The following is a 24,711-nucleotide window of genomic DNA, read 5'->3' on the forward strand; positions in this document are numbered from 1 at the left end:
GTCAGTCGCCCTTCGTGAGGATGTCGCGCGGGTTGAGGCGCAGTACGCGGGCGCCGGGGACGAGGGTGGCCAGGGCGGCGATGCCGAGTCCGGTGGCGCCGACCTTGGCGATGTCGGCCGGGCCGAGGCGCACGTCGAGCGAGTCGATGGGGTCGATGCCGGGCTGGCCGTCGCCCTGCTTGCCCATGCCGCTGGGGTCGCTGTAGTCGGGTTGGAGGCTCTCGTTCTCGGCTTCCTCGTTGGCCGAGTCGACCTCGCCGGCGAGCAGCTTGTTGCCGATCGCCTCGGAGACGAACTGGCTGCCCAGGCCGGCGAGCGCGATCGCGACGACGGCGCAGGCGACGACCTCGACGAGGTGCTGGCCGAGCAGCCTGGCCTTCCTCTCGCCGAGAGAGAGCAGGATGCCCAGCTCGCCGCGGCGCTCGCGCAGGTTCGAGGCGACGACGAGGGCGAGGATGATCGTGCCGGCGACGGCGACGAGCCACACGGTGACCGTCGCGAAGCTCGCGGTCTTGGTGATGGGGCCGACGAGCGCCTTGTACTGCTTGTCGTTGACCGAGATCGGGAAGATCTGGAGATCGGCGCCCGCCTTCTCGGCGTCTTCCTTGAGCCGGTCCAGGTCGTCGGGGTCGGCCAGCGTGAAGGTGGCCGACTCGAGGGTGCCGCCGCCGTCGGTCGTCCTGCCGCCGAGCAGGCTGGCGCCCTCGATGTTCGTGTAGACCTGGTTGGCCGGGTCCATCATCGCGGGCACGTACTGGCCCGTGTCGGCCGTGCTGTTCTTGTAGATGCCGATGACCGTGAAGTCGTGCTCCTCGGTCGGCATGCCGTTGCTCAGGTCGCCCTTCTTGAGTTTGACCGTGTCGCCGACCTTCAAGCCGTTGGCCTTGGCAACCCGCTCCTCGACGACGATCTCGTCCTTCTTGGTGTCGGGGCCGATGCCCTTGCCGGCGATCACCTTGGAGTCGCCGTTGCGGAAGGCGCTCACCTCGTCGAGCTTGCGGACACCATCGACCTTGAACAGGTCGGTGCCGGTGGTGTCCTGGCCGGCCGGCGGCGGAACGGGCTGGTGGAGTTCGGTCGACTTGGTCGGGAAAGCCGCGCCGTCGGCCGTGTAATTGCAGTCGGCGACGACGGAGGACGCGCATATCCTGTCGACAAGGTCGCGCTTGAGGTCTCCGGCGGACCCAATGGTTCCGCCCTGTTGGCCGGACGGCTCACGGCCGTCGTTCTTGCCGGATGCCATGAGCCCGTTCACGTCGAGCTGCATCGTGGCCACCGCGCCGACGCTCTTCTTGGCGTTGTCGGCCGCGCGCGCCGCCGCCGACTGGATCAGGAAACCGGACAGCACCAGGGTGCAGATGACGAAGAAGAGGCCGCCCAGCATGAGGGTCTTGCCCGGAGCGCCGGTCAGCCGCCACCAGGCACGTTTGAAGAGGTTCATGGACGGCACGCTATGAAGCCGGAGCTTTGAGCGACGTTTGCGAAAACGCTGCTCGCACGCACCCTCATACATGAATCAAATACGGCATCTGGTAGACGTGATGGAAACGCCGGCGAACGGCCGAAATACCTTCGGCCGCCTCGCGCGTTCTCAGGGAATTCTCAGCGATGGTGAAAGGGCCGACGCGGATGCGGGTCTTGGTGGTCGAGGACGAGCAGTACATGGCGCGCGTCCTGGAACTCGGGCTGCGTCGCGAGGCCATCGCCGTCGACGTCGTCCACGACGGGGCGACGGCCCTGGAGCGGGTCACGGTGTACGACTACGACGCCGTGGTCCTGGACCGGGACCTGCCGGGTGTGCACGGCGACGAGGTGTGCCGCCGCATCGTCGGGATGGGCCTGGCCTGCCGTGTGCTGATGCTCACGGCGGCGGGCCGGCTCGGCGACAAGGTGGAGGGGCTGGGCCTCGGCGCGGACGACTATCTCGCGAAGCCCTTCGACTTTCCCGAACTGGTCGCCAGATTGCGCGCCCTGTACCGGCGCAGCCCCATGGCGCATTCCCCGGTCCTGACGTTCGCCGACCTGACCTTCGACACGCACAGACGCCGGGTGATGCGCCGCGGCGCGGAAATCAAACTCACGCCGAAGGAAATGTCCGTCCTGGAACTGCTGATGCGCGCCGACGGCGGCATCCTGAGCGCGGAGTATCTGCTCGACAAGGCCTGGGACGCGCACGCCGACCCCCTCACCAACGCGGTCCGGCTCGTGGTGCACACGTTGCGCAAGAAGCTCGGCGAACCGCGGCTCGTGCACACCGCGATCAGCGCGGGCTACTACCTGGGCGCGAAGTGAGGCGCCGCCGGGGCGGCGAGCGCCGGCCGCGCACGCTGAGCATCCACGCCCGGCTCTTCTTCGGCTTCGGCGCCGCGCTCACGGCCTGCTCGGCGCTGATGGTGGCGATCATCTACGTCGGGATCCGCTATCTGCCGACGTACGACTTCACGACGCCGATCGTCGTGCCGCAGACCGAGGCGAGCCCGCCCTCCGTCGCACCGCGGTACGAGCCGGACCTCCGGGACGCGCCGCCCCTCGATCGGGGCGACACGATCGACGTGTCCGGCCTGATCCGCGACAAGGAGGACGTGTGGGCGACGGTCCTCGCGGTTTCCATCGGCGGCGTGATCGTGGTACTCGGCGTCGGCCTGGTCGCGGGCTGGCTCCTGTCGCGACGGCTGCTCGCACCGCTGCACACCATCAGTCGGGCGGCGGCCAAGGCCGGCGAGGGCGACCTGACGTACCGGATCGACGCCCAAGGCCCGCATGACGAGTTGAAGCAGCTCGCCGACACCTTCGACACGACGTTGGGGCGCCTGGAGGAGTCGTTCGCGGCGCATCAGCGGTTCGCCGCGAACGCCTCGCACGAGCTGCTCACACCGCTCGCGACGACCCGGGCGATTCTTCAGATGGCCGACGGTGACACGTCGAAGGAGGAGTTCGCCGAGCTGGTGCCGATGCTGCGCGAGACCAACGAGCGCAACATCCGGGTCGTGCGGGAGCTGCTGCGGCTCGCGGCGGCGGAGCAGGAGACCCACCACACCGAACCGGTGGACATGGCCGAGCTGACGGAACAGGCCGTCGCCGAGCAGCGGGCCGCCGCCGGCGACGTGCTGATCACCGTCACGATCGACACCCTCGAACCGTGCGACGTCAAGGGCAGCGAGACGCTGTTGCGGCAGCTCGTCGTGAACCTCCTCGACAACGCCCGTACGCACAACGTGCCCGGTGGGACGGTCGGTGTGCGGGTCGACCGCGTGGCCGACGCGATCGTCCTGGAGGTCACCAACACGGGCCCGACCGTCGACCCCGAGGTGGTGGACCGCCTCTTCGAGCCCTTCTACCGGGCCCGCCCCCGCGTGGCCAGCGACCGCAGCGGCCACGGCCTGGGCCTCGCGATCGTCCGGACCATCGTGCGCGGCCACCACGGCACCGTGACGGCCCGGGCGAGGGCCACCGGCGGCCTCTTCCTACGGGTCGAGCTGCCGGCCTGGCGGGAGGCGCCGGCCGGCTGAGCCGGCCGCACACCCCTGCCGCCGCGTCCGTCGGCTCGGACGTCCTCGATCCGGGCGCGGTCGCCGCCCAGCTCCGACCTCCCGTCGGCGACACCCCTGGGAAAGCCGATCGTGGAGAAGGGTCAGCTCCAGGCCCGGCGTTCCCGGCCGCGGGGGTCGTCGACCCGGTTCCACTCGCCGTCGATGCGCATGGTGGCCCGGCGGTCGGTGTCGTACGGGGCCCAGCCGGGGTCGCCGGTCCGGGCGAACCGGATCCAGGTCTCGTGGACGCGGGTGGCGAGGTCCGCGGGGGCCTGGTCGGGGCCGAGCAGGGCGCCCGGGCCGTTGAGTTCGGGCCGGTCCGCGACGTCGAAGACGAAGGGCAGTTCGACCGCGTGGGTGGCGCCGAGTTCCCCGTCCAGGGCGTGGGAGCGCCAGGCGAACTCGTAGGCGTGGGTGGCGGACCGCGGGTGGGCGGCGTGGGCGCCGGCCAGGGCGCGGCTGCCCGCGCCGAACAGGGCGTCGGCCATGATGGCGGAGCGCAGTTCGGCGAAGGACGCCTCGGGGCGGGACTCGCGGTAGGTTTCGACGAGCCGCGCCGGATCGGGGTGCGAGCGTGCGGCGGCCTCGTCGACGTCGGCGGCGGTCGAGGTGGCGTACTTGCCGAACGGGACCAGGTAGAGGTTGCCCTCCTCGGTGTTGGTGCCGACGAGCAGGTCGACGTCGGCGGCGAGGCCGGCGGCGACGGATGCGGCGGGCTGGGCGTCGAGGACCAGGCTGAAGGGGCTGAGGCCGATCAGCGGGTCGCCGTGGGTCTCGGTCCGCAGGTCGATGCCCGCGAGCTCGGAGGCCGTCTCGACGAGCTGCTCGTCGGGGATGCCGGCGAAGGCGTCGACGTGGGGCTCGATGCCCAGGGCCCCGGCCGCGGCCTCGGTGACGCGGGCGGCCTGCTCGGGCGTGAACGCGCCCAGGCCGCTGCCGCTCTGCACGATCGCCCGGCGGAACAGGCCGGCGGCCTCGGGGGTGGCGAGGACGCCCCCGACGGTGGTCGCCCCGGCCGACTGGCCGAAGAGGGTGACGTTGTGCGGGTCGCCGCCGAAGGCGGAGATGTTCTCCCGCACCCAGCGCAGCGCGGCGACGACGTCGAGCAGGCCGCGGTTGGCGGGCGCCCCGGGGATGTCGAGGAACCCGGCGATGCCGAGCCGGTAGTTGAGGGTGACGAGGACGACACCGTCACGGGCGAACGCGGAGCCGTCGTACAGGGTGGACCGCGTCGATCCGGCGACGAAACCGCCGCCGTGGACGAAGACCATGACCGGCAGTCCGTCACCGCCGGCGGCCGGCGCGAAGACGTTGACGGTGAGGTAGTCCTCGCCGCGGCTCCACCCGGTGCCGAAGTAGGGGGTCATGTCGACGTCGCCGAGCGTGCGTTCGGACTGCGGGGCGTTGGGTCCCGGCACGGTGGCGTCCCGTACGCCGTCCCACGGCTCGTGCGGCCGCGGCGGGGCGAACCGGGCGGCGCCGCGGGGCGGAGCGGCGTAGGGGATGTTCAGGAAGGTGAGGGTGTTGGTGCTGCCTTGGCGCAGGCCGCGCACGGCGCCCTGCGCGGTGACCACGACGGTGTCGGGGTGGCGGTTCATCTCTCGTGTCCTTCTCTCGTGTCCTTCGCTCGTGTCCTTCCGCGTGCCGTCAGGCCGGCTCGGTGTACTTGGCGAAGGCCGCCCAGCCCTTGATGGCGAACTTGCTCCCCTCGCGGACGACCTCGGCGGCGCCGTGGCCGCCGAGGTGCGCGGGGAAGACGAGGGCGTTGCTGTCGACCGCCGAGCCCAGGAGCTTGTGGCGGGTGGCGCGGGCCTCGGCGGGGTCCTCGCAGAAGCAGCTGTTGGCATCGGGCTCGACGATCTGGATCGGGCTGTGCATCAGGTCGCCGACGAACAGGGCCCGGTCGGAGCCGGACTCCAGCCTCAGCACGGACGAGCCGGGGGTGTGGCCGGGGGCGAGATCGAGGCGCAGGTTGCCGTCGATTCGGTGGCTGTCCTCCCACAGGTGAGTGAGGCCGGCCTCGTGCACGGGGGCGACGCTGTCCTCGAAGACGTTCTGGTTGCCGCGGCCGAGCAGCGTCTTGAACTCGTTGGCGGGGTTCCAGTAGTCGAAGTCCGCCTTGGCCATGAGGTAGGTGGCGTTGGGGAACGTCGGTACCCAGGTCCGGCCGTCGAGGTAGGTGTTCCAACCGACGTGGTCGACGTGCAGGTGCGTGTTGATCACGATGTCGACGTCCTCGGGGCGGACCCCGGCGCGGACGAGGTTGCCCAGGAAGTCGGTTTCCAGACGGTTCCACACCGGCGCGTACGGCCGGTCCTTGTGGTTGCCGACGCCGGTGTCGACCAGGATGGTCCTGCCCTCGCTGCGCAGGACCCAGGTCTGGATCGCCGAGTTGACGATCCGGGTCTCCGCGTTCAGGAAGTCCGGAACCAGCAAGGAACGGTGCCTGTCCCACGCCTCCGCCGGGCTCTCCGGGACGAACGCCTCGGGCGTCAGGTCGACGGGGCCGTAGTACTCCCGGACTCGGGTCACGGTGACCTCGCCCAGGGTGATGGTGTCCATGGTTCGCTCCAGGTCGATCGGTTCCGCGTCCCTCGGGCCGCGGGCGGGGGCAGGGGCGGGGGCGGATGCGGGTCCGTTCCGTGAACGCCCCTGCTCGGCAAGGGTGCGTCGCAGGTGACGGACCGCGGTATGCGTCATGTGACTGCACCTGGATGCGGCGGTCGGCCGTGGCGCATACGCCGCGTACTCGCGGCACCTCGCCAGCCGTGCGGAATTGTCGCTGCCCATTCCTCCTTGCACTCCAGTGGAACGGGGCGCTTCTCCCCTTCCTCGTGCAGCAGCCTCACGTCAGTCTCTGGAGCATCCGTGGAAAAAGGTGGAAGCGCTCGAGCGGGCCGAAGCCGCCCGGCGGGAGATCCCGGCCCGACCGTGGTGGGCCGGGAGACCGAGACCGCGGAAATCGTGCAGCGACTGGCCGCTGACCGGCCCCACAGCGAAGTGCTGCTCATCGAGGGCGACCCCGGTGCCGGCAAGAGCGTCCTGCTCGACCTCGCCATGAAGCGGACGCGCAGGGCCAGCCACCGGGTGCTGCGCGCGGTCGGCAGCGAGTCCGAGGCGCATCTCGCATACGCCGGTCTGCACCAGCTGCTCCGCCCGGCCCTCGGCGACTTGGACGGCCTGCCCGCACGGCAGCGTTCCTCGCTCCGGATCGCCCTGGGACTGGCCGAACACGCCGAACACGCCGAGCCCCCCGATGCCATGCTCGTCGGCCTGGCGGTGCTGACCCTGGTGTCGGATCTGGCGGAACCGGCACCGCTGCTCGTGGTGGTCGACGACGCCCAGTGGATCGACCGCGCGTCGCTGGACGTTCTCTCGTTCGTGGCCCGGCGCATGGACAGCGAGCCCGTGACGCTGCTGATGGGCGTGCGTGCCGCGGACGTGCTGCCCGGGTTCGACAAGGGGTACGAGCGCCTGGAGATCGGTCCCTTGAGCGGCGATGCGGCGAACCGGTTGCTCGACGAGCAGCCGACGCGGCCCACCGGCCGCACCCGGGTGCGGATCCTGCGGGAGGCGGCGGGCAATCCGCTGGCCCTGGTCGAGCTCGCCCGCGCCGCCGCGAGCAGACAGCCGGAGGGCGGCGGAGTGGAGGGTCCGCTGCCCGTCACCGACCGGCTGGAAGGGATCTTCGCGCGGCACGTGAGGCACCTGCCGGAAGCCACCCGCAGCGCCCTGCTGCTGCTCGCGGCCACCGACGCGGCGGACGCGCCGGTGGCCGCGCGGGGCCTGCCCGAGGCGGACGACACGACGTGGGTGCCCGCCGAACGGGCCGGTCTCGTACGACAGGACAGCGCCGGGATCTCCTTCCGGCACCCGCTCGTCCGCTCGGCGGTCTACCACGCCGCGTCCTTCGAGGAACGCAGGCGCGCACATCTCGCTCTCGCCCAACTGCTGGGCGAGGAGCCCGACCGCCGCGCCTGGCACCTCGCCGCCGCGACCGTGCGGCCCGACGAGCAGGTGTCGGCGGCCCTCCTGGAGACAGCAGGCCGGGCCAGGCGCCGAGGCGGCCACGCGGCCGCCGCCGCCGCTCTGGAACGCGCCGCGCAACTCAGCCCGCGCCGCGCGGACCAGGCTCGACTGCTGGCCGACGCCGCGGACATGGCCGTCTTCACCGGTCAGCTCGGCTGGGTGGAACACCTGGCCGGCGAGGTCCGAAAGCGCAGTGACGACCCGGCGCTGATCACCCGGGCCGCGCTGGCGACGGGGCAACTCATGACCATGGGTCCGCACCACACGGCCGCCTTTACCCTGCTGGCGCGCATCGCCGACGAGGCGGCGGACGCCCGGTCGCCCCGTCTGCTGGACGCGCTCGCCGGGGCAGCGGTGGTCCGCTACTACTCGGGCGAGGAGTCCCAGCGGCAGCGGATCGAGGCCCTGCTCTCCCACATGCCGGACTCCGCCGCAGGCGGTGCCCTGCGTGCCTGGGTACTGGCCGTCTCCGACCCCACCGGCGCCGGAGTGTCCCTCGCCCCGGCGCTGCCGCAGCTGATCACCGAGGCCAAGGACGACGCCGGATCCCTGACCGCGCTCGCCATCGTGGCGTGGCTCCTCGACCAGACCTCCCTCGCCGCCGGCACCTTCGACGAGGCGTTCGGACGTTGGCAGGCCCTTGGCCCGGTTCCGGCCGGTCTGGGCTGCGCGGTCGGCTGGGCCTATCTGGAACAGGGCCGCTGGGCCGAGGCCCGCTCGGTGGCCGCCGAGATCGCGGTGGTGGCCTCGCAGGCCGGACTGGACCACGCCGAGGCGTGCGCACGAGCGCTCGAGGCGACAGCAGTGGCGTTGCTCGGTGAGTCGGCCGACGCACGCGGGAAGGCCGAGCAGGCCCTGGCCCTCGTCGATCCGCTGGAAAGCCGCTCCGTCGCGGTCTGCGCCCGCCGCGCCCTGGGGCTGGCGGCGGTGGCCGACGGTGACTACGACACCGCGTACGCACAGTTCCGCTCCGCCTTCACCGAGGACGGCGACCCGGTCCACTACCACGTCTCCTACACCGTCCTGGCCGAACTCTCCGCCGCGGCCGTCCGCCGAGGGCAGCGCGAACACGCCGCGGAACTGCTGGGGCGGTCGGTGCGGCGCCTGGGCACCGGCATGTCGGCACGGGTCTCCCTCCTGGCCGAGCGAGGCCGCGCCCTGCTCGCCGAACCGGAGCACGCCGAACGCCATTTCCAGGCGGCGCTGGCGGACGAAGCGGGCGAGCAGTGGCCCTTCGAGCGGGCACAGACCCGGCTGGACTACGGAGAGTGGCTGCGCCGACAGCGTCGTATCGCGGAGGCCCGCCCGCTGCTGATCGGAGCGCTCGACACGTTCCAGCGGCTCGGCGCCCGACCGTGGATCGAACGCACGAAGGCAGAACTGCGAGCCGCCGGCATCGAGGCGAACAGCGTCGCCCCCAGCGCGATCACCGAACTCAGCCCCCAACAACAGCAGATCACCCGGCTCGCGGCCCGCGGCCTGACCAACCGTGAGATCGGGGAGAAACTGTTCCTCTCCCCGCGTACGGTCGGCTCCCACCTCTACCGAGTCTTCCCCAAGCTGGGCATCACCGCCCGCTCGCAACTGCGCGACGTGGTCGACGGCACCCTGCCGGCACGGTAGAAGAGTCAGGGGCCTTCCCGGCGGCCCACTACGGGTGCCCCACGGGCTCTTCGCGGACCGCTCCCAGCCGCGCCTGCTCCTCCTCGACGATCTGGCGGGCCATCGCCGTGTCCGAAACGTCGACCGCGTCCGGCGTCGACTCGGCGACCGCGCTGCGACGCGCGTACGCGTCGAACAGGCGGGTCTTGTTCTTCAGCATCTCCACCATCCGTTCGTCCACCCCACGGGTGGCGAGCAGCCGGTGCACCTGGACCGAACGCACCTGTCCCATGCGATGGGCCCGCGCCACCGCCTGGTGCTCGATGGTCGGTTTGATCTGAGGCTCACAGATGATCACGACGGACGCAGCCTGCATGTTGAGCCCGACCCCCGCCGCCTCGATCTGCGCCACCAGCACCGCATGACCCGGCACGGCGGCGAACTCGTCCACCAGCCGCTGCCTCCGCGCGGGCGGCACGCTTCCCGATATCGGACCGAAGACCTGACCGCCACCTTCGCTCCGCGTGGCATCCAGCGTGTCCTTCACCGCTCCAAGGACATCCCTGAAGTTGGAGAACACCACCACCTTCAAGCCGTTCTCGGCGGCTTCCGCCACGATCTCGCGCAGCCGGTTCAGCTTGGCCGACTTCTCGGGGCGCGCGTACGCCGCTCTGCGCATCGCCATGAAATTGCCGGCGTGCACGGCCTCGCGGTAGGCGTCTTCGTCCGACGCGCTCAGTTCCTCCCACTCGTCCGTCTGCTGGAGCGCGGGCAGTTCCGTCAGCACGTCCTGCTGGTTGCGGCGCAGATAGACCGGGGCGACGGACTTCCGGAAGGCCTTGGAACCGGCCACACCCTCTCGATCGCCGACAGCCTCCGCCAGGTGCGGCTGCAGAATCCACACAAGGCTGCGAAACTCGGCGACTCGGTTCTCCATGGGCGTGCCGGTCATGAAGAGAACGCGCTCGCAGCGCCCGGACCATTCAGTCACGGCCTGGGAGCGACGCGTCTTCGGATTCTTCACGTAGTGCGCCTCGTCCACGACCAGCATCCCCAGCTCGCCGCCTCCGGGGGCCGGGAAACCACGCAGGGCGTCGAAGGTAGTCACCCCTACGCCGCCCCTGTCCTTCCAGTCGGCGAATGCTTCCCGCCTGTCGGGGCCGTGAAGAGGCATCACGCGCAGCTTGCTGCGGGCCTCGATCTCACGCGTCCAGTTGATCAGGACGCCGGCCGGGCAGACGACCATGAAGTGGCTCTGCCCCTCGGCGGCGAGATGAGCCAGAGCAGCGATGGCCTGGATGGTCTTGCCGAGCCCCATTTCGTCGCCGAGCAGCACCTTGCGTTGTGCCAAGGCGAAGCGCGCCCCGAAGGCTTGGTAGCCGCGGAGCGACACCCTCCGATGAGTGTCGTCCAGCATCTGATCGCGGACCCGCTCGGCAACTTCGTCGGGCAGGAACCCTTCAGCGGCGGCAGCGTCGGGTCTGCGGCCGGAGATCTCCGCGAGCAGGCTGTAGTACTCGGCGGAACGCAGCTCGAAGTCGACCCAGGCCGCGGCCTCGGTCGAGGTACCGCGCAGCAGATCCACCGAGGCCTGTGCGAGCAGCCCCGGCACACCGCCCTGCGCGGCTTCCTCGGTCAGCCTGCGAACCTCTGCCGCAGCCTCCAGCGCCCGAGTTCGTTTGGCCTGCCCCACCAGCAGCATCCGCAGCCGCCCGGCGGCCGGCCTGGCCTCGGCCAGCAGCGGACCGAGCCGCTCCGAGAGGGCCGCTGCCGCATCGACGGCTCGCCGCGCGTCGGGGCCCGCTTCCACCAGCACCTGCAGGGCCATGACGAGTGAGGTGGTTCGCGGCTCCGGCCGATCCACGTCGATGTGGACGGCGATGGTCTCCCGGACGGCATCGGATACCTGACGCGCCGCCGCGATCACCTGATCGGCGGTCCGCTGCCCCACGCCAGGAATCTGTCGCAACCGGTAGGACCCGGCATCGAGCACCTGCCGGACCGAGGCGAGCCCGCCCCGCTCGACTTCCCCGAGCCTCAGCCGCCCTTCGGTGACCTCCTTCAACCGAGCCACTGGGATGGCGTCCAGCGCCTGCTCAGCCGCCGTGTCGCAGATCGGCTTCAGCGCCGCCCGAACCGCCTCGACAGCCCGCCCGTGATCACCGGCCACCGCCTGCGCCGCCTCGTACAACCGCCCTCCCGCGGCAACCGCATCCCGCTCGCTGCGCCCCATCCCGCCCCGGCCCCCTCTCGCTGCGTCCCCGCATACTCCCACCGCTGCCCCCGAGCACCGGCCGAAGTTCGCGGGAGTGGGAAGAGCGCGAGATCAACCGCATCATCGACGAGCGCATGGCGAGCCCGGCTGCCGGCGTCCCGATCGAGGACGTGATGAGGGAGACGCTGGCACGCGGTGAGTGACTATCGCACGGTGTTCCGGCCCGAGGCCCAGGCCGAGCTGCGCAAGATCCCGCGCGACATGGCGCTTCGCATCCTGGCCGGACTGACAGAGCTGGAGAGCGACCCCTTCGGCTTCAGCACCACCGCTCCCGTGTCCCAGCCTGAGCGCCGCCGCCTACGGGTCGGCGACTACCGAGTCCTCTACACGATCGACAACGGGGAGCTGGTGGTCTGAGCCGTACACGTCGGACACCGCTCCACGGTCTACGGCACGTAGCTGCTCCCGGTCCTGCGGGCTGTTGGGGACAGCAGCAAGGCCTGACCTGCGTCCTCGCAGGTCAGGCCGCCTCTGAATTACGCGATCAGACGTTGAAGCGGAATGCCTGAGGGCTGATCCTGACCTGCGGCGGAGCCCTGTAAAGCGTCCTGACCAGGCGTTTCTCCGTTGGCGAGCGTCGGGGTCCGACAGTCTCTTACGAGTGTCCTGCGGACTGTCTGCGGACTGGCCTACGGGGTCTCGAAAGAGTCGACGTGCCTGCGCAACTCCGCCGCGATGCCTTCGTCGCCGCCCTCGACTGGGCAGCGGCCATGGTTCCTGTTCGACGTTCGCCACAGCGAGGCCACTCCCGAACCAGACGAGGTGCTGGGCGGGAACGAAGGCGTCCTGGAAGCACCCGGCGATGACAGCGGCTTCGCCGGCGGTCAGGTCAGTCGCACCAGGGACCGGAGCAATGGAATCAGTCCAGCCTTTTTGGCCTGCCGCGCTGACCCGCCCATTGCGGTGCTCTGGGGCCAGCCACAGCTGGATCCTGTAAGAGCTAGACGATATGAACGAAGGCGCGGTACTCCTTGGCCACCAGCTCCACCTCGCGGGAATGCCTGTTGAGGTACTGCCCGATCGAGACGATCTCGCCATCAGCCGCAATGCTTGCGTACGCCTGTGCGTACACGCGAGGGTCCGTGTCCGAGGAGTAGACGCGAGCACCCTGATCTTGATGTACCCAGATGCGGTGCTCGTCGGCCATGGTCGCCTCGGCCCAAACGGGTCCGACCTTCTCCAGGAGCACATAGTGCAGCCCCAGGAGGTCCAATAGCTCTCGATCACGTTCCCACACTGTCCCTGCGTACATGTTGCTCATAAGGAACAGCGGGTCTCGGTACACGAGCCGCACGGCATCGGGGAAGGACATGCCTCGGCCGTTCCAGCACAGGGCGCCACGTACCGAGTGCCGCAGCCCTTGGCGGGGTACGGCTTCGCCCATCACCATGGGCAGGAGATTCTCCATGCGGTCCGGCCACCCATGGATGATTGCTTGCAGGAGGTCGCAGGGGTTGTAGACGTGCAATCCGACGTCTCCCTCACCGACCTTCGGGCCTACTTCGTCGAGCCAGCCGTCCACGAGTGACTCCCACTCATGGTTGCCGGCCAGGCTCTGCCGAGTCTCCTGCCTGAACGCCATCCAACGGCTGGCTACCTGTGGGCTGACGGTGCCCGTGTAGAGGACCTGGCTGTCTCCTCGTTCGTCCCCGGTAAGGAAGCGGAAGAGGTCCTGCTGTTCAAAGGCGGCCGTGTCGTCGTAGGCGCCAGTGCCTCGGAAGCCTTGGATAGCCCAGTTGGGGTTCCCGGCGAGATTCTTCAATAGCCCTGGCCGGGCAGATTCCATGTTTATTCCACGCAGCTTGCTGCGGGCAAGGCGGTTGCAGATCTCGGAAAGGACCAGGTACTCAGCCTGGTGCTCGGCAGCGAATGGCTCCGGCCCGTCATAACCACCCAGGAGGTCCGCCGAGACGAGTTCCTCGTTCACCCGGCCTACTCCCAGGTAAAGGCCGAAAGGCGCAGGGATGTAGTGCTTCTCCCCTACCCGGTCCAGATCCGCCGCCAGCAGGTCGAGCGCCCCCAGCTCGTCCGCGACCTTGCTGATGATCTTCCAACCCTGCGCACGCTGTTCCTCCGTGGTGAAGAAGAACAGGTTGTGGATGGGGGTGACGCGCGGCTCGAACGCCCGGGGCAAAAGCTCCACCCGCTCGGTCCCGATGGGGGTGCCGTTGCTGTCCAGGAGCAGTCGGTACCCGCGAAGATCATGACTCCAGTCGCGTGCGGCGTGACTGACCGCGATCAGGAGCTCTTCCCAGTCATCCGGTATGGCAACGATCATTGCACGGATGCGGTCAGGCGCGAGGTTCTTCTCCCGGCAGAGAAGCTCGGTGTACTTGTTGACCTCGTGCAGGGCTTGCCGTGCGCTGGACCGGGACCGCTTCAGCTCGATGACCACCCACATCTGATGGCGATCGCGGGCCTGGATGTCGATGCTGCCCCTCGTGCCATGGGCATTGGGCAGCGGGTACTCCTCGAACTGAACCGGCCGGAGCCCTGGCTCGATCAACTGCAGGTTCTGTACGAGCGCGTCGCGTAGAACGTTTTCAAGAGGCGGTCGCATGGCCGAAGGCTAAACCGGAGGACTGACAACGACCCGATGGTGGGACACAGTTGGCGAATCTTCTGTACTTCGTCCGCCATCCTGGCGAGCACGACCGCATCTCTGGCTACCCATTCTCCTCGGCTGCGTCAAACGGGGGGAATCGATCTCGGCCTGCTCCAGCGTCTCGGCAATCGCGGCCAACTCCGACAGGGCAGCCTGGAGGTCCTCGACGATCTCGGACGCGGCCTGCTTCACCCAGCCCGACGGCCTCTGGGACCAGTGGGTCAACGCCCTGGTCCACCTCCGCAACCACCCGACTCCACCCCTGCCGAGCTGCTCCGCTGGACGGACCTCCACTGTGCCTTCGCCAACGGCTGGACCCGGACGTAGCCGCAGCCGTCTGACTGCGGCTACGTGAAGTCCGCGTACGCCATGTTCCGGCCGCAAATGCGGCACATGAAGAGGTAGCCCGTGGGCTGACTGTCCTTGTCCAGAGCAGCCAGATAGCTCTCCACTGCCTCGGCAGACCACCCCCACGCGCCGGCCTCGCTGCGCAGTTCCTCCCGAGCATCCGGGAACGCAGCCAGCTCGGCCGCCCCCACCGCCCCCATGAACGCCGTGCCGTCACCGCAGTGAAAGAACCACCGCGGGTCCTGCCAGGAGGAAAAGCCCGGCGTACACGCATCAACGAACATCACGACCTCAAGCGGGACATCATCCCCGACCGGGTCACCGATGAAGTGCGCGTCGTACTTCGCAGCCGCGCTGCCATCCGCGATGCACCATGGGCACAGCAGGTTGGAAAGTTCCTCGACCGCGTACACCGGGCCCGTGTAGATGAACCCCCGCGCCCTCCCGCAGGAGAGGCACGTCGTGTTGGATGCAACGACCGCCCCGGTCGCCAAGGGGTCGGGGTGGTAGGGAAAACCGGGCAACTCCTCGGACATGCCGGTCACGCTACCTGCGCGCAGGAAGGCCGTGCCGGACTGCACCCGCCCTCGGTCCGAAGGCGGTCACGGTCGCAGCATCCGAGCCTGCGGGTCGTAGCAAACGAGCCCCATCGATGCCGCGAGATCGGCGGCGTAGGCCGAAGCCTCCTCGGCCATGCTGTAGCGCATCGGGAAGTAGATGAACGGCCCGGACGCCTCGCCGATCAACGGCCCCGTCGACCAGGGGGAGGTGTCCTCCTCGTCCTCCGTGAGGTCCACCCATCGCGCCAAGAGCCCAGCAACGTACTCCGCGATACGCGGTGACGGTGGAAACTCTTCCTCCGTGTCGATGTAGCGGTCGTACAGCTGGGTGAGGACCTCGCCCGCGATCACATCGTCAGCGGGCTTGCTGCCTTCCCACACCGCCAGGTCGTAGCTCATGGCCGAACTGTGCCACGCCCTACTGACAGCACCGCTGAGCGTCGATCAGCAGGCCAGCCGCACCCGACGTCCGAGGGCGCTGTTACGTTCCGTCCCATGACCGCATCAGACGATCTACTCCGCCGGATCGAGCAGGAGCCTTCCCTTGCCACCGCGCTCGCCTGGCCTGGCGATTTCGACGTCGAGCTCCGGGATCCCATCGAGGAACTTGCCCTTCCTACCAGGATCCCCCTACACCCGATAGCCGGTTGCGGCGCTGGCGGCACGTACTACCTGTGCGGTGAGGCTGGGGCCGAGGAGAGACCCGTCCTGTACGCTGACTCGGAGGGCCAGGCCACATTGATCGGCGCCGACCTCGTCGAGGCCATCACACTCATCGCCGTACTGCCCTTCTGGCGCGACCTGGCAAAGAGCTTCGCGATCAGCGAGCTTGGCTCGGACCTTCGGGCCGACCACCCGGACTTCGACGCCGAGCGCGACCGCCTTCTGCACGCCCTCGGGCTTGCTTCCATCTCCGAGGAGGAGGCTGCCGCTCGCCTGCTGGCTGTGGCTGCACGCACGGCCCCGGACTACGTGCCGCGCGTACCGGACGACGATCACCTGCCGTACGAGCTTCTGTTTCCGAGTAGCCCTGCATAGCGAAGCCAGCGCTTGACGTCAGTACCGGGCGATGACCTGTCGCAGGTCCGTGCCCAGGAGGTCCTCCAGCGCCTGGATGCTGGCTGGTGGTAGTGGCAGCTCGCATTCTGGGTCTGTGGTGACGAGGCTGTACCTGGCGAAACCCGCAGCCTCGACGTAGTCGAGGGCGTTCAAGTCCGTCTGGGCAGAGCAACAGGGCATCGTCACGGCAAGCGCGTCGAAATAGTCGTCCGGAAGGGCTGCCGTGTCCATCGCGTCGCCCCACCAGTCTTCGATGTCGGAGCCGCATACGGGGCACCGGACACCACACCAGTTCTCCCCGGGATCAATGAAGGTTGTGCCGGGGATGTCCCAGACGTCGTAACCGCCCAACGCCTCAGGAACCAGTAGTCGTAGCCGGGCCTGCGCAGCCTCGCTCGCAGCGGGCGCAGGCGAAAAGTGCGGGTCCTTGGGTATGAGGTGGAGCAGCGTGATGCTCACGCTGCCGACCAGCCGTCCAGCGAGACCTCCGAGCCGCCATTCAGGTAATGGTGGAGGGCGCTGGCGGTGGTGTCGACGAAGGCTTCGGGGATGGCGTTGGCATCGACCCAGCGGACCTGGGCGTGCTTGCGGGGTTCGCGGTTTTCGGGTTCGCCGGTCCATTCGTGGGCGGCGAAGACGACCGTGAGGAAGCCGTTGGGGGCTTCGACGCCCCAGGCTCCGTGGATGATGTGGGCGACCTTGAGGGACTCGGGCTTCACCGTGAGGCCGGTCTCCTCGTAGAGCTCGCGGACGGCGGTCTCGGTGATGGGCTCACCCGGTTCGCTCTTGCCGACTGGGAGGTCCCACAGGCCCTGGGCAAACTTGGCGTTCTCGCTGCGCTGGAGGAGGACGACGCGGTTGGTCGCCTTGTCGTGGACGATGACGGCCGCGACCAGCAGGGTCATCGATTCCAGCGCCGGCTTGAGGGCTTGGGAGCGGTCGTCGGTCTGCTGGGCCACGGTGTTCCCTTCGTCGGGCGGGTTGTTGGGCATGTTAGGCGAGGGCCTCGCGGGCACGGCGGGCGAGATCGGCAGCGCCGGGTACCTTGCGCCTCTGGTAGACCGCAAGGGTGGAGCGGATCGACATGATCGCCTTGCGGGTGCGGTTGGAGGTCATGCCCTCCATGAGGACCAGGGCCCGGGTCCAGGCGGCGACGGCCTCGTCGGCGCGGGCCTGGGCGGCCAGGCTGTCGCCGAGATCGGCGTGGGTCAGGGAGTGGACGCGCTTGTACTTCTCAGGGTCCCAGCGGGTGAGGGCGTCCCGATGTTGCTGTTCGGTGCCGATGTGGTCGGCGAGGTCGGCCAGGGTGCGGGCGGTGTGGCTGGCCACGGTGCCGGCGGCGGGGCCGCTTACGCGGGAGTAGCTGGGTTGGGGGCCGTCGTCTCGTAGGAGGGCGTTCTCGGCAGCGAGCAGGGCGCGCGCGGCCAAAGGGTTCTCGTCGGTGGCTGCGTAGGCGCGGGCGTGGGTGATATGGAGAAGGGCCTCGGTCTGGCCGTCTACGTGGCCGAGGCCGCGCTTCAGGGCGCCTTCGACAAGGTCGACGCAGTGGTGTGGCTGCTTGAGGCTCAGGGCCTGGTGGGCGAGAGCGCGCATCATCCAGGCGGCGTGGCCGTGGGGGTCGGCTTCGCAGGCGAGCTTGTAGCCGACCTGGTAGTAGCGCTGGGCGGCGCCTTCCTGGCCGAGGTCGTGGTGCTTCCAGCCAGCGAGGTAGGCGAGTTCGGCGACGGCACCGAAGGCGGCCCGGCGTATGGCTTCACTGGGGAAACGTCCGCGCAGCATGGGGGCGGCTGTGTCGGCGAGGTACGCGGTGACGGTGGTCAGGCCGTGCCCGCCACCGAGGCGCTCGTCGGCGGCGCTGAAGGCCGCGGTGATCTGCCGTACGACGTCCACGTCCTCCGCGCCTACCAGGGATTTGCCGGTGCGGGCGCGGAGCATGCGGGCGGTGACTTCGTGGTCGTATCCGAGCGGCATGGCAACGCCAGCGGTGGTGAAGGCCGCGATGGCGAGGAAGCGGCGGCGCTCAACGTCGGCGCGGCCCAGGTCGGTGACCGCGAGGACGGGGTCGGACTCCGCCGGTTCTTCGTCATCACCAACCTGGAGGCCGATCTCGGCCTGGGTGACCGTGCGCCCCGCTCGGCGGGACAGAGCTTCGGCGAGGTACTGGCCTACCCGGCCCGACGGGGCACGGGTGCCGTTCACCCAGTGCGAGATGGCCGACTTGTTGGTCTGGAGGATCTCGCCGTTCTCGGCAGCAATACGCCGCACGTCCCTGGCGAGGGCCTCGTAGGTGCAGCCGGCCGCGTCGATGACGTCGCGCAGACGGGAGTTGGGTTCTCTCTGCGCCGCCACGATCGCCTCCACTCCGGAGCTGTAAACCGCGTATACCGCTTCAACTGCCTTTCAACGTACCCACTGAGCGTAACCACCGGTTCACTTATCAGCAGCCGCCCGGAACGGCGCGACCGTGATCCAGGCTCCCCCTTGGTCCGGGCGGCACCCCGAAGTTCCGTACGCCCACACCGGGCCCGGGCATTCCTGTGCCCGAACCCGGCCAATCAGAGACGGAGACACGGTGACCACCATCGACACCACGGCCATCACGGTCGAACTGCCCGAGGCGTTCGACCCGCGCTGGAGCCGCCTGCCCGGTATCAAGGTCGACGGCCGGCGCATCGCCATCGACCCGGCCGAGTACTTCTTCCGCTTCGAGTCGAACACCTGGCTCGTCGCCGACTGGGAGCTGGTCAAGTCCCAGCTCCTGGAGGTGGACGAGACGACCGAGAGCGCGGTCGAGCAGCTCGCGCTCGACTTCATCAAGCAGCACAGCGAGTCCACCTCCGACGCCGCCCGGATCCTGGCTACCGCGTACGAGGTGTACGCCTACCTCTTCCGCGACGAGCACCTGGCCGGCCTCGGCCTGCCGCAGATCACCGCCGAGCACCTGCGGATGCTCCGCGAGGCGGCCACGCTCATGGCGCTCAACAAGGTCGAGCTGGACGGTCACATCTCCAACGTCGGCCCGTGCTGGTTCTTCCCCGCCGCCACCTCCGTCGTCTTCGACCTGGACGACGAGATGGGCGGGATGCTCGACGAGGTCTACCACGGCGGCTGGTTCAACGAGCACCGCCGGATCGAGTCCATCAAGGCCCACGCCGCCCTCGGCGGCCGGCTCGTGCACGGCTGCCAGTCCGTGCCGGACCAGTCCGGCGGCGTGGTCGCGCCCTACGGTGCCTCGATGGCGAACTTCCGTGACGACCTCGCCGCGTTCAAGGCGGGCTGGATCGAGCAGGTCTATGCCCACCGCGTGAGCCCCGCTGCGTAACCCATCACCCGATCAGGCTCGGGGGCGGGCCGGCATCTCTCGCCCGCCCCGGATGCCACCATCTCCCCGGAGCCCCACGTGACCGCGAACCCCAGCGCCGAACTCCTCGACAACCTGCTCACCGCGACCGGCCAGACCACCGCCGTACGGGAGGAGGTGCGCGTGTGGTCCATGTCCGGCGTCGAACGCGTGACCTTCCCCGACGGCACCACGGCCATCTTCAAGTACGCCAAGAAGCCCTTCGAGAGCGAAGACCAGGCCCTACGGCTGGCCCACACCCTCGGCGTGCCCGTCCCCCAGGTCCACGCCTCCGCGGTCCTGGACGGCTGGCTCGGCATGCTCATGGAGGACCTCGGACCGTCCGTCCGCGAGGCCGACGACCTCGACGGCGTCGCCGCGGCCGTAGTCCTGCACGGAACCCGTACGGCTCCGCCCTTGCCCGTCCTCGACCAGCAGCGGCTGCGGACGCTGCCGGCCCGGGCGCTGGAACACCTCGAACGGCTGCGCAAGGCCGACCGGTGGCAGGACGCCGACGACGTCGAGGACGCGCTCGACCGGATCGCCCAGGCCGCCGAGGCCCGCTCGGCCGGAGCGACGCTGGAACCGTTCGGCTGGGTGCACTCCGAGTTCCACCCCACCAGCCTCCACATCGGCGAGCGCGGCTGGCGGCTGCTCGACTTCGCCCGCGCCTTCACCGGCCCCGGCCTGTTCGACTTCGCCAGCTGGCACGGCACCATCGATCCGCCGCACCCCGCGCGCCTGCGCGTCTTCCTGGAGCAGTACGTCACCGCCGGCGGCACCCCCGACGCCCTCGCCCCGCGCGGCGGGCTCACCGCCGAGAACTGGGCCCTGGGCTGGCACCGCATGTGGGCCGTCGAGTGGTTCATGGAGCAGTCCATCCGCTGGATCAACGACCCGGCCACCGACCCCGCCTACCTCAAGGCCGTCCGCCGCCACCTCACCGACGTCCTCCACCTCCTGGAGATCTGACGTGCTCGCCCAGGCATCCCCCTGGCACGTCCACGCGCTCCAGCGCACCGCCGCCGGCCTCGCCGAACCCCTATCCGTACCCGCCCGGATGGAATGGACCACGAGACCCGGCCAAGGTCCCGGAGCCGACGCCCTCGGCCCCGACCTGCGCGGCAAGCGACTCCTGGAACTCGGCTGCGGCCCCGGCCACAACGCCGCCCACCTCGCCACCCGCCACGGCGCCCACGTCACGGGCGTCGACCTGGCCGGCCTCCAGGTCCGCCGCGCCCGCTCCCACTACGGACGGCTGAACAACCTCACCTTCGTCGCCGGCCACGCACTGCACTACCTGCACGCCTCCGACGAGCAGTTCGACGCGATCTACTCCGTCTTCGGCGCCGTCGGCCTCGTCGTACCCGAGCTCCTGCTGCCAGCCATCGCCCAGCGCCTCACGCCCGGCCGGGTGCTCGCCTTCTCCGTCCCCCACCCGCAGCGCGGCGACCGCAGCCCCTCGGGCGACGACCGACCTCGCCGCGACTTCGTCACCCTTCCCGACCGCACCCGGCTCCCCATCGCCCGCTGGGATTTCTCCACGGACCGGTGGGAGAAGCACCTCAGCCAGGCGGGCTTCTGGCTCACCTCAGCCCAGGAGTTCCACGACCCCCGCATGGGCCACTGCCCCACCACCCTGCTGATCCGCGCCCGCAAGCTCTGACAGCCACCCGCCCGGCTTCCCCGGAGGAACCGATGCGCCCGCCCTACCTGCTCTTCGACATCGACGGCGTCCTCATACCCTTCCCCCACGCGGACGGCTCGACCCCGGCCACCCACGCCCGCCACGACGTCGTTCCCGCCGGCCGGAGCGCCAACAACCCGGTCACCGTCTGGCTCAACCCCGACCACGGCCGCCTGCTCATGGACGTCATCCGCACCGGCCTGGTCACCCCCGTCTGGTGCACCAGCTGGCGCCAGGACGCCACCACCCTCATCGGGCCCCTCCTGGGCCTCCCGACCTGGTCGTACATCGACCTGCCGCGCCCCCAGGTCACCATCAGCCACCCCAACGGCTACCTGTGGAAGCGTGACCACGTCGACGCATGGCTGGCAGACGCCCCCGCCGTCTGGATCGACGACGACTTCACCGGCCTCGACCACGCCTGGGCGGCGGAGCGCACCGCCAAGGGAACGGCGACCCTCCTCGTTCAGCCCGACCCACTCCTCGGGCTGCAACCCGAGCACCTGACCGAGGTCACGACGTGGGCCTCGCAGCTACCCGCAGGCCGTGCCGCCTGACGACCGCTGCCCTCGCTGCCATGGACAACGAGGACACCAGCATGTGCTGTGGGGCTCGACTACCTGGGTGCGGGTAGTCGAGCGCCACTGCTTGCCGGACTTGAGGATCGGAGACAGCCGCTCATCCGTCGCGTCGAGTGGTCAGGTGGATCGTCGAGTTCCAGTGACAGGAGTAAGGCCACGACGGCTGGACAGTAGAGCGACGTCCTTCGGGTTGGAGCTCCGGTGGAGCCCCTTGAGAACGGCCTGCTGCGTCTCGGGCGTCCAGAAGATCCGCAGACGCTCACGTGCCCGAGTGACGGCTGTATAGAAGATGCTGTGTGTGATGTCATCTTCGTTGGCATCGGTGACGACGATCTTGACGGAGTCGTACTCGAGACCCTGTGCCTTATGGATTGAAACTGCATAGGCTACCTGGAAGGGCACGCTGGTATTCAGCGAGTCATCGTCCTCGTCGCTGGTGTCGTACTCGTAGACGGAGAATCTCACAGTCGCGTCCCCCATCCATTCGAGTTCATCACCGTCAACGTCGAACTCGCTGACCGTTCGATCGAGTTCCACGTCGAACTGGATCCGGCCAGGGAAGCGCTCGATATCGACGATTCGCCCCTTCAGATTGTTGTAGATCAGTGGCCGGAAGCGCTCGGTCTCGTTGAAGAGAATCGGATCGCCGACTTTGTACGTGGAGACGCGCCAAGTGGTCGCTGCACTGGGGTTGCTGCTCTGGAGGAAACGGTTGATGTTATTGATGCCATAGAGGCCGTCGTAGTTCAGGCACAGGATGATCTCGTCGTCGCTTTGAGCTTCGAACAGTGTTTTGTCGAGCACGGTCGAGTATCCGTTTCGAGCCATGACCTCGGCGATAACATCGTCAGCGTTCCGGACCTTCTCCCAGAAGTTTAGGAGTGATTCGTTATTGGTTCTGAATGGCTTCTTCAGTTCGAATATCGAGGTGTTCGGGAGGAAGGAACGGATGATGTTGAACCAGTTTCCGAACTGGATTGACTCGATCTGGTAGACGTCGCCAACGAGCACGAGCAACTTGAAGGACGTCTCTTCTAGTACCTTGAGTAGGTCAGTGTTGCTGACCGTGCTACACTCATCGATAACCAGAAGGTCATACTCCGGATCCGTGGCGCTTCGGTGGATCTGGCTACTAATTGTCCGGAACGTCGAGTTCTGCGCAGTCACCTTGCGCTTGAGGTTGTCGATCGCCGGGTTGGTGTGTGCGAGAAAGAGTTTCTCCTTGTCGTTGAAATAGTTCGCGATGTGGTCCACCATCGTCGACTTGCCCGTACCGGCTGCGCCGTAGATCAACGCGACACGTGACTGGCTGAAGAGTAGCTTGAGTGCATCCTTCTTGCCCTCATCGTCGATGCCGCGAGGTACCTCATCGAGCCAGCGTTCGACGGCCTGGCTGTAGCCGTCGATTCCGGACGAAGCGCGCTCCTGTAGCTTCTCGACGATGGCGACGGTGTCGTGCTCGTACCCGCAAATAAAGACGTGCCCCTTGTCCCGTACGAGTCGGCGCTCCTTGTGCTTGTAGTAGAGCTTGTTGTTATATGCGCCGATCAACTCCTTGACGCCCCCGAGCTCCGCGAGATCGGCCTCGGGCGTGTAGAGGATCCCGTTACGCTCCACATTGTTTTTCACGCGTCGAGCGAGCAGTTCGTGGCTTCGTCCGGTCGCGCCGAGGCTCTCGATGAGATCCCAATACCGGGGATTGTGCCCGGGTAGCGAGGTGCAGAGCGGCATAGTGTCGAACGGGATGCAGCCATATTGCAGTTTCATCCCGGAGAGGCGGCCACAGCCTTGCCAGTAATACTGCGACTTTAGAACCTGGTTGTGCATCCGTAGCAATAGATAACGGATGATGTTGTGGCCTGGAGCTGCTGACCTCACGATGCGTCGCGCTTCATCGAGCACGGGGAAGATCCGCGGTTCGGTGACGCCGGCCGTACCCGTCTCCTTCACCCTCGCATATTCATCGTCGGCCATGTCGATCAAGTCGAGTAGGTTGCCCGAAGCTGATGTCAGCCCACGCATCAGATAGCGGTACTCCGGAGAGCTGGACCGAACGTTGGTGGCGACATCTAGGAGGCGAGCGAAGTTGTTGAACTCGCACGGACGTATGGAGACTTCCCACTTGCGGACGATCGTGATTGGCATCTTCTGGCCGAGTACTTCGATCGAGTCGCTCTGGAGCGTAAGCATGGCTGCATACTCGTCGGTCATGTCGATGTCAGTGAAGGCGATTATGCGGTCGAACTTGCTCACCTTATTGACAGCTCGATAGAAGGTGACCTCGTAGTAGATGCGATCTCCTACGAAGAAGGGGCGAGTCTTGTGGATGTAGTATCGGCTTCGCGCCGCAGAGTCCTGCGGTTCCGGTGTCGGACGGACCATCTCGATCCTCGCGGCGATCTTCTGATGGTACTCCCGCAGCGATGGGTCGAGGTCGACGGGGAATGCTTCGAGATTCGCCAACGCCTCAATCCCGCAGCTGTCCTTAAGTAGGCTGCGGATGCGATGGAGGTACTCGTAATACTTGAGCATCAATCGCTCGGATGAATCCCCACTCAGGGTGTAGTGAGAGGCACTCATCTGGATTAGCTTGTGGAACTTGCCGAGGAAGTTGAGTTTTCCCTTGCCCCTGACGAAGGCGAGTCCGGGCTCTATAGCCGCATAGTTGAACTCGATGTCAGACCGGCCAGTATGAAGGCGTACCGAAACTCCCTCCACCAGATTGCGGAGTTGGGCCAGGATATTCTGGGAGAGTAGCGCTCGCTGGTCGGTGAGTGAAGCGATATTCCGGCAGATTGCATCATCTGCACTCTTAATCTGTTCGCCAACGGTGGTCACGAGCGACTCCCCTGCCCTTCGGTGCCGCAAACCGCCGAGGCAGCGCCTTCTCCAGGAATGCCATCGGTCAGTTCCCGTCTGTCGATCCGTTGCGTGCCGACTTTGGTGGTTGTCGTCGTGCAGTCGGATAGGGCGGTCATTATAGCCTCGAACTGCACAGTGATGCTGTGGAATTGGGGTGCAGTAGCTAGCGGGAGACGGCCTAGTCCTGAAGTCCTCCGCTTCTGCGGTGAGACTCTCCGCGGGGTCACCCCCTC

At 68.2% G+C, this 24,711-nt stretch carries 20 protein-coding genes; 9 read left to right on the forward strand and 11 right to left on the reverse strand.

All coding sequences use genetic code 11. From position 1 onward, the window contains the following. Nucleotide 1: 1 nt before the first annotated feature. Nucleotides 2–1,441 (reverse strand): FtsX-like permease family protein, encoded by a 1,440-nt coding sequence (locus tag RI578_RS14130; protein ID WP_310871421.1) that lies wholly within the window; start codon nt 1,439–1,441, stop codon nt 2–4. Nucleotides 1,442–1,629: 188 nt separating this feature from the next. Between RI578_RS14130 and RI578_RS14135 the strand changes: the two genes are divergently transcribed. Then, nucleotides 1,630–2,292: a response regulator transcription factor gene (locus RI578_RS14135; protein ID WP_310871422.1), complete on the forward strand. Its 663-nt coding sequence runs from the start codon at nt 1,630–1,632 to the stop codon at nt 2,290–2,292. After that, nucleotides 2,289–3,509, forward strand: a complete 1,221-nt coding sequence (locus tag RI578_RS14140; RefSeq protein WP_310871423.1) for a HAMP domain-containing sensor histidine kinase — start codon at nt 2,289–2,291, stop codon at nt 3,507–3,509. The genes RI578_RS14135 and RI578_RS14140 overlap by 4 nt, the downstream gene beginning before the upstream one ends. A gap of 122 nt (nt 3,510–3,631) precedes the next feature. On the opposite strand, the gene RI578_RS14145 is transcribed toward RI578_RS14140, so the two are convergent. Together RI578_RS14145 and RI578_RS14150 are read right to left on the reverse strand one after the other, a co-directional pair. Then, nucleotides 3,632–5,128 carry a carboxylesterase family protein gene (locus RI578_RS14145; RefSeq protein ID WP_310871424.1) on the reverse strand — a complete coding sequence of 499 codons (1,497 nt, stop codon included), beginning with the start codon at nt 5,126–5,128 and terminating at the stop codon, nt 3,632–3,634. A 49-nt stretch (nt 5,129–5,177) separates the two neighbouring features. Beyond that, complete coding sequence (locus RI578_RS14150; protein WP_310871425.1) at nt 5,178–6,092, reverse strand: MBL fold metallo-hydrolase; 915 nt, start codon at nt 6,090–6,092, stop codon at nt 5,178–5,180. A 369-nt stretch (nt 6,093–6,461) separates the two neighbouring features. Between RI578_RS14150 and RI578_RS14155 the strand changes: the two genes are divergently transcribed. Then, nucleotides 6,462–9,182: an AAA family ATPase gene (locus RI578_RS14155; RefSeq protein ID WP_310871426.1), complete on the forward strand. Its 2,721-nt coding sequence runs from the start codon at nt 6,462–6,464 to the stop codon at nt 9,180–9,182. 28 nt (nt 9,183–9,210) lie between these two features. On the opposite strand, the gene RI578_RS14160 is transcribed toward RI578_RS14155, so the two are convergent. Next, the gene (locus RI578_RS14160; protein ID WP_310871427.1) at nt 9,211–11,394 is read right to left on the reverse strand and encodes a DEAD/DEAH box helicase; all 2,184 of its coding nucleotides are present in this window, start codon (nt 11,392–11,394) and stop codon (nt 9,211–9,213) included. Nucleotides 11,395–11,571: 177 nt separating this feature from the next. Between RI578_RS14160 and RI578_RS14165 the strand changes: the two genes are divergently transcribed. Continuing rightward, a complete protein-coding gene (locus tag RI578_RS14165; RefSeq protein WP_310871428.1) occupies nt 11,572–11,793 on the forward strand; it encodes a type II toxin-antitoxin system RelE/ParE family toxin in 222 nt (73 codons plus the stop codon). Nucleotides 11,794–12,376: 583 nt separating this feature from the next. On the opposite strand, the gene RI578_RS14170 is transcribed toward RI578_RS14165, so the two are convergent. The 3 genes from RI578_RS14170 to RI578_RS14180 all read right to left on the reverse strand — a co-directional run bounded on the left by RI578_RS14170 (nt 12,377) and on the right by RI578_RS14180 (nt 15,348). Beyond that, nucleotides 12,377–13,996: an endonuclease NucS domain-containing protein gene (locus RI578_RS14170; RefSeq protein WP_310871429.1), complete on the reverse strand. Its 1,620-nt coding sequence runs from the start codon at nt 13,994–13,996 to the stop codon at nt 12,377–12,379. Nucleotides 13,997–14,388: 392 nt separating this feature from the next. After that, nucleotides 14,389–14,925 carry a CbrC family protein gene (locus RI578_RS14175; protein ID WP_310871430.1) on the reverse strand — a complete coding sequence of 179 codons (537 nt, stop codon included), beginning with the start codon at nt 14,923–14,925 and terminating at the stop codon, nt 14,389–14,391. Nucleotides 14,926–14,991: 66 nt separating this feature from the next. Further along, complete coding sequence (locus tag RI578_RS14180) at nt 14,992–15,348, reverse strand: hypothetical protein (protein WP_310871431.1); 357 nt, start codon at nt 15,346–15,348, stop codon at nt 14,992–14,994. Nucleotides 15,349–15,444: 96 nt separating this feature from the next. Here RI578_RS14180 and RI578_RS14185 point away from each other — a divergent pair, with 96 nt between their 5' ends. Next, nucleotides 15,445–15,987, forward strand: coding sequence for a hypothetical protein (locus RI578_RS14185; RefSeq protein WP_310871432.1), 543 nt, complete (start codon nt 15,445–15,447; stop codon nt 15,985–15,987). Between the two features lie 18 nt (nt 15,988–16,005). On the opposite strand, the gene RI578_RS14190 is transcribed toward RI578_RS14185, so the two are convergent. Genes RI578_RS14190 through RI578_RS14200 form a run of 3 tightly spaced genes read right to left on the reverse strand, consistent with a single transcriptional unit; the run spans nt 16,006 to nt 18,357 of the window. After that, on the reverse strand, nt 16,006–16,467 hold the full coding sequence (locus RI578_RS14190) for a hypothetical protein (RefSeq protein ID WP_310871433.1): 462 nt from the start codon (nt 16,465–16,467) through the stop codon (nt 16,006–16,008). Beyond that, nucleotides 16,464–17,000 (reverse strand): NUDIX domain-containing protein, encoded by a 537-nt coding sequence (locus RI578_RS14195; protein ID WP_310871434.1) that lies wholly within the window; start codon nt 16,998–17,000, stop codon nt 16,464–16,466. Before RI578_RS14195 ends, RI578_RS14190 begins: the two co-directional genes overlap by 4 nt. A gap of 1 nt (nt 17,001) precedes the next feature. Further along, nucleotides 17,002–18,357, reverse strand: a complete 1,356-nt coding sequence (locus RI578_RS14200) for a tetratricopeptide repeat protein (RefSeq protein ID WP_310871435.1) — start codon at nt 18,355–18,357, stop codon at nt 17,002–17,004. A 223-nt stretch (nt 18,358–18,580) separates the two neighbouring features. Here RI578_RS14200 and RI578_RS14205 point away from each other — a divergent pair, with 223 nt between their 5' ends. From RI578_RS14205 to RI578_RS14220, 4 genes are all read left to right on the forward strand, one after another. Further along, the gene (locus RI578_RS14205; RefSeq protein ID WP_310871436.1) at nt 18,581–19,330 is read left to right on the forward strand and encodes a hypothetical protein; all 750 of its coding nucleotides are present in this window, start codon (nt 18,581–18,583) and stop codon (nt 19,328–19,330) included. A 78-nt stretch (nt 19,331–19,408) separates the two neighbouring features. Then, nucleotides 19,409–20,320: an aminoglycoside phosphotransferase family protein gene (locus tag RI578_RS14210; RefSeq protein WP_310871437.1), complete on the forward strand. Its 912-nt coding sequence runs from the start codon at nt 19,409–19,411 to the stop codon at nt 20,318–20,320. Nucleotide 20,321: 1 nt separating this feature from the next. After that, nucleotides 20,322–21,014: a class I SAM-dependent methyltransferase gene (locus RI578_RS14215; RefSeq protein WP_310871438.1), complete on the forward strand. Its 693-nt coding sequence runs from the start codon at nt 20,322–20,324 to the stop codon at nt 21,012–21,014. A 32-nt stretch (nt 21,015–21,046) separates the two neighbouring features. Next, nucleotides 21,047–21,592 (forward strand): HAD domain-containing protein, encoded by a 546-nt coding sequence (locus RI578_RS14220; RefSeq protein WP_310871439.1) that lies wholly within the window; start codon nt 21,047–21,049, stop codon nt 21,590–21,592. A gap of 141 nt (nt 21,593–21,733) precedes the next feature. On the opposite strand, the gene RI578_RS14225 is transcribed toward RI578_RS14220, so the two are convergent. Then, nucleotides 21,734–24,454: an ATP-dependent RecD-like DNA helicase gene (locus tag RI578_RS14225; protein ID WP_310871440.1), complete on the reverse strand. Its 2,721-nt coding sequence runs from the start codon at nt 24,452–24,454 to the stop codon at nt 21,734–21,736. Between the last annotated feature and the right edge of the window lie 257 nt (nt 24,455–24,711).

This window comes from Streptomyces sp. BB1-1-1 (genome assembly GCF_031597775.1).
GTDB lineage: Bacteria > Actinomycetota > Actinomycetes > Streptomycetales > Streptomycetaceae > Streptomyces > Streptomyces thinghirensis.

What these genes read in the sequence shown, in the direction of transcription:
- RI578_RS14130 (WP_310871421.1), bottom strand. Translation starts at nt 1,441, where the DNA reads ATGAACCTCTTCAAACGTGCCTGGTGGCGGCTGACCGGCGCTCCGGGC.
- RI578_RS14135 (WP_310871422.1), top strand. Translation starts at nt 1,630, where the DNA reads ATGCGGGTCTTGGTGGTCGAGGACGAGCAGTACATGGCGCGCGTCCTG.
- RI578_RS14145 (WP_310871424.1), bottom strand. Translation starts at nt 5,128, where the DNA reads ATGAACCGCCACCCCGACACCGTCGTGGTCACCGCGCAGGGCGCCGTG.
- RI578_RS14150 (WP_310871425.1), bottom strand. Translation starts at nt 6,092, where the DNA reads ATGGACACCATCACCCTGGGCGAGGTCACCGTGACCCGAGTCCGGGAG.
- RI578_RS14160 (WP_310871427.1), bottom strand. Translation starts at nt 11,394, where the DNA reads ATGGGGCGCAGCGAGCGGGATGCGGTTGCCGCGGGAGGGCGGTTGTAC.
- RI578_RS14170 (WP_310871429.1), bottom strand. Translation starts at nt 13,996, where the DNA reads ATGCGACCGCCTCTTGAAAACGTTCTACGCGACGCGCTCGTACAGAAC.
- RI578_RS14175 (WP_310871430.1), bottom strand. Translation starts at nt 14,925, where the DNA reads ATGTCCGAGGAGTTGCCCGGTTTTCCCTACCACCCCGACCCCTTGGCG.
- RI578_RS14180 (WP_310871431.1), bottom strand. Translation starts at nt 15,348, where the DNA reads ATGAGCTACGACCTGGCGGTGTGGGAAGGCAGCAAGCCCGCTGACGAT.
- RI578_RS14185 (WP_310871432.1), top strand. Translation starts at nt 15,445, where the DNA reads ATGACCGCATCAGACGATCTACTCCGCCGGATCGAGCAGGAGCCTTCC.
- RI578_RS14195 (WP_310871434.1), bottom strand. Translation starts at nt 17,000, where the DNA reads ATGCCCAACAACCCGCCCGACGAAGGGAACACCGTGGCCCAGCAGACC.
- RI578_RS14220 (WP_310871439.1), top strand. Translation starts at nt 21,047, where the DNA reads ATGCGCCCGCCCTACCTGCTCTTCGACATCGACGGCGTCCTCATACCC.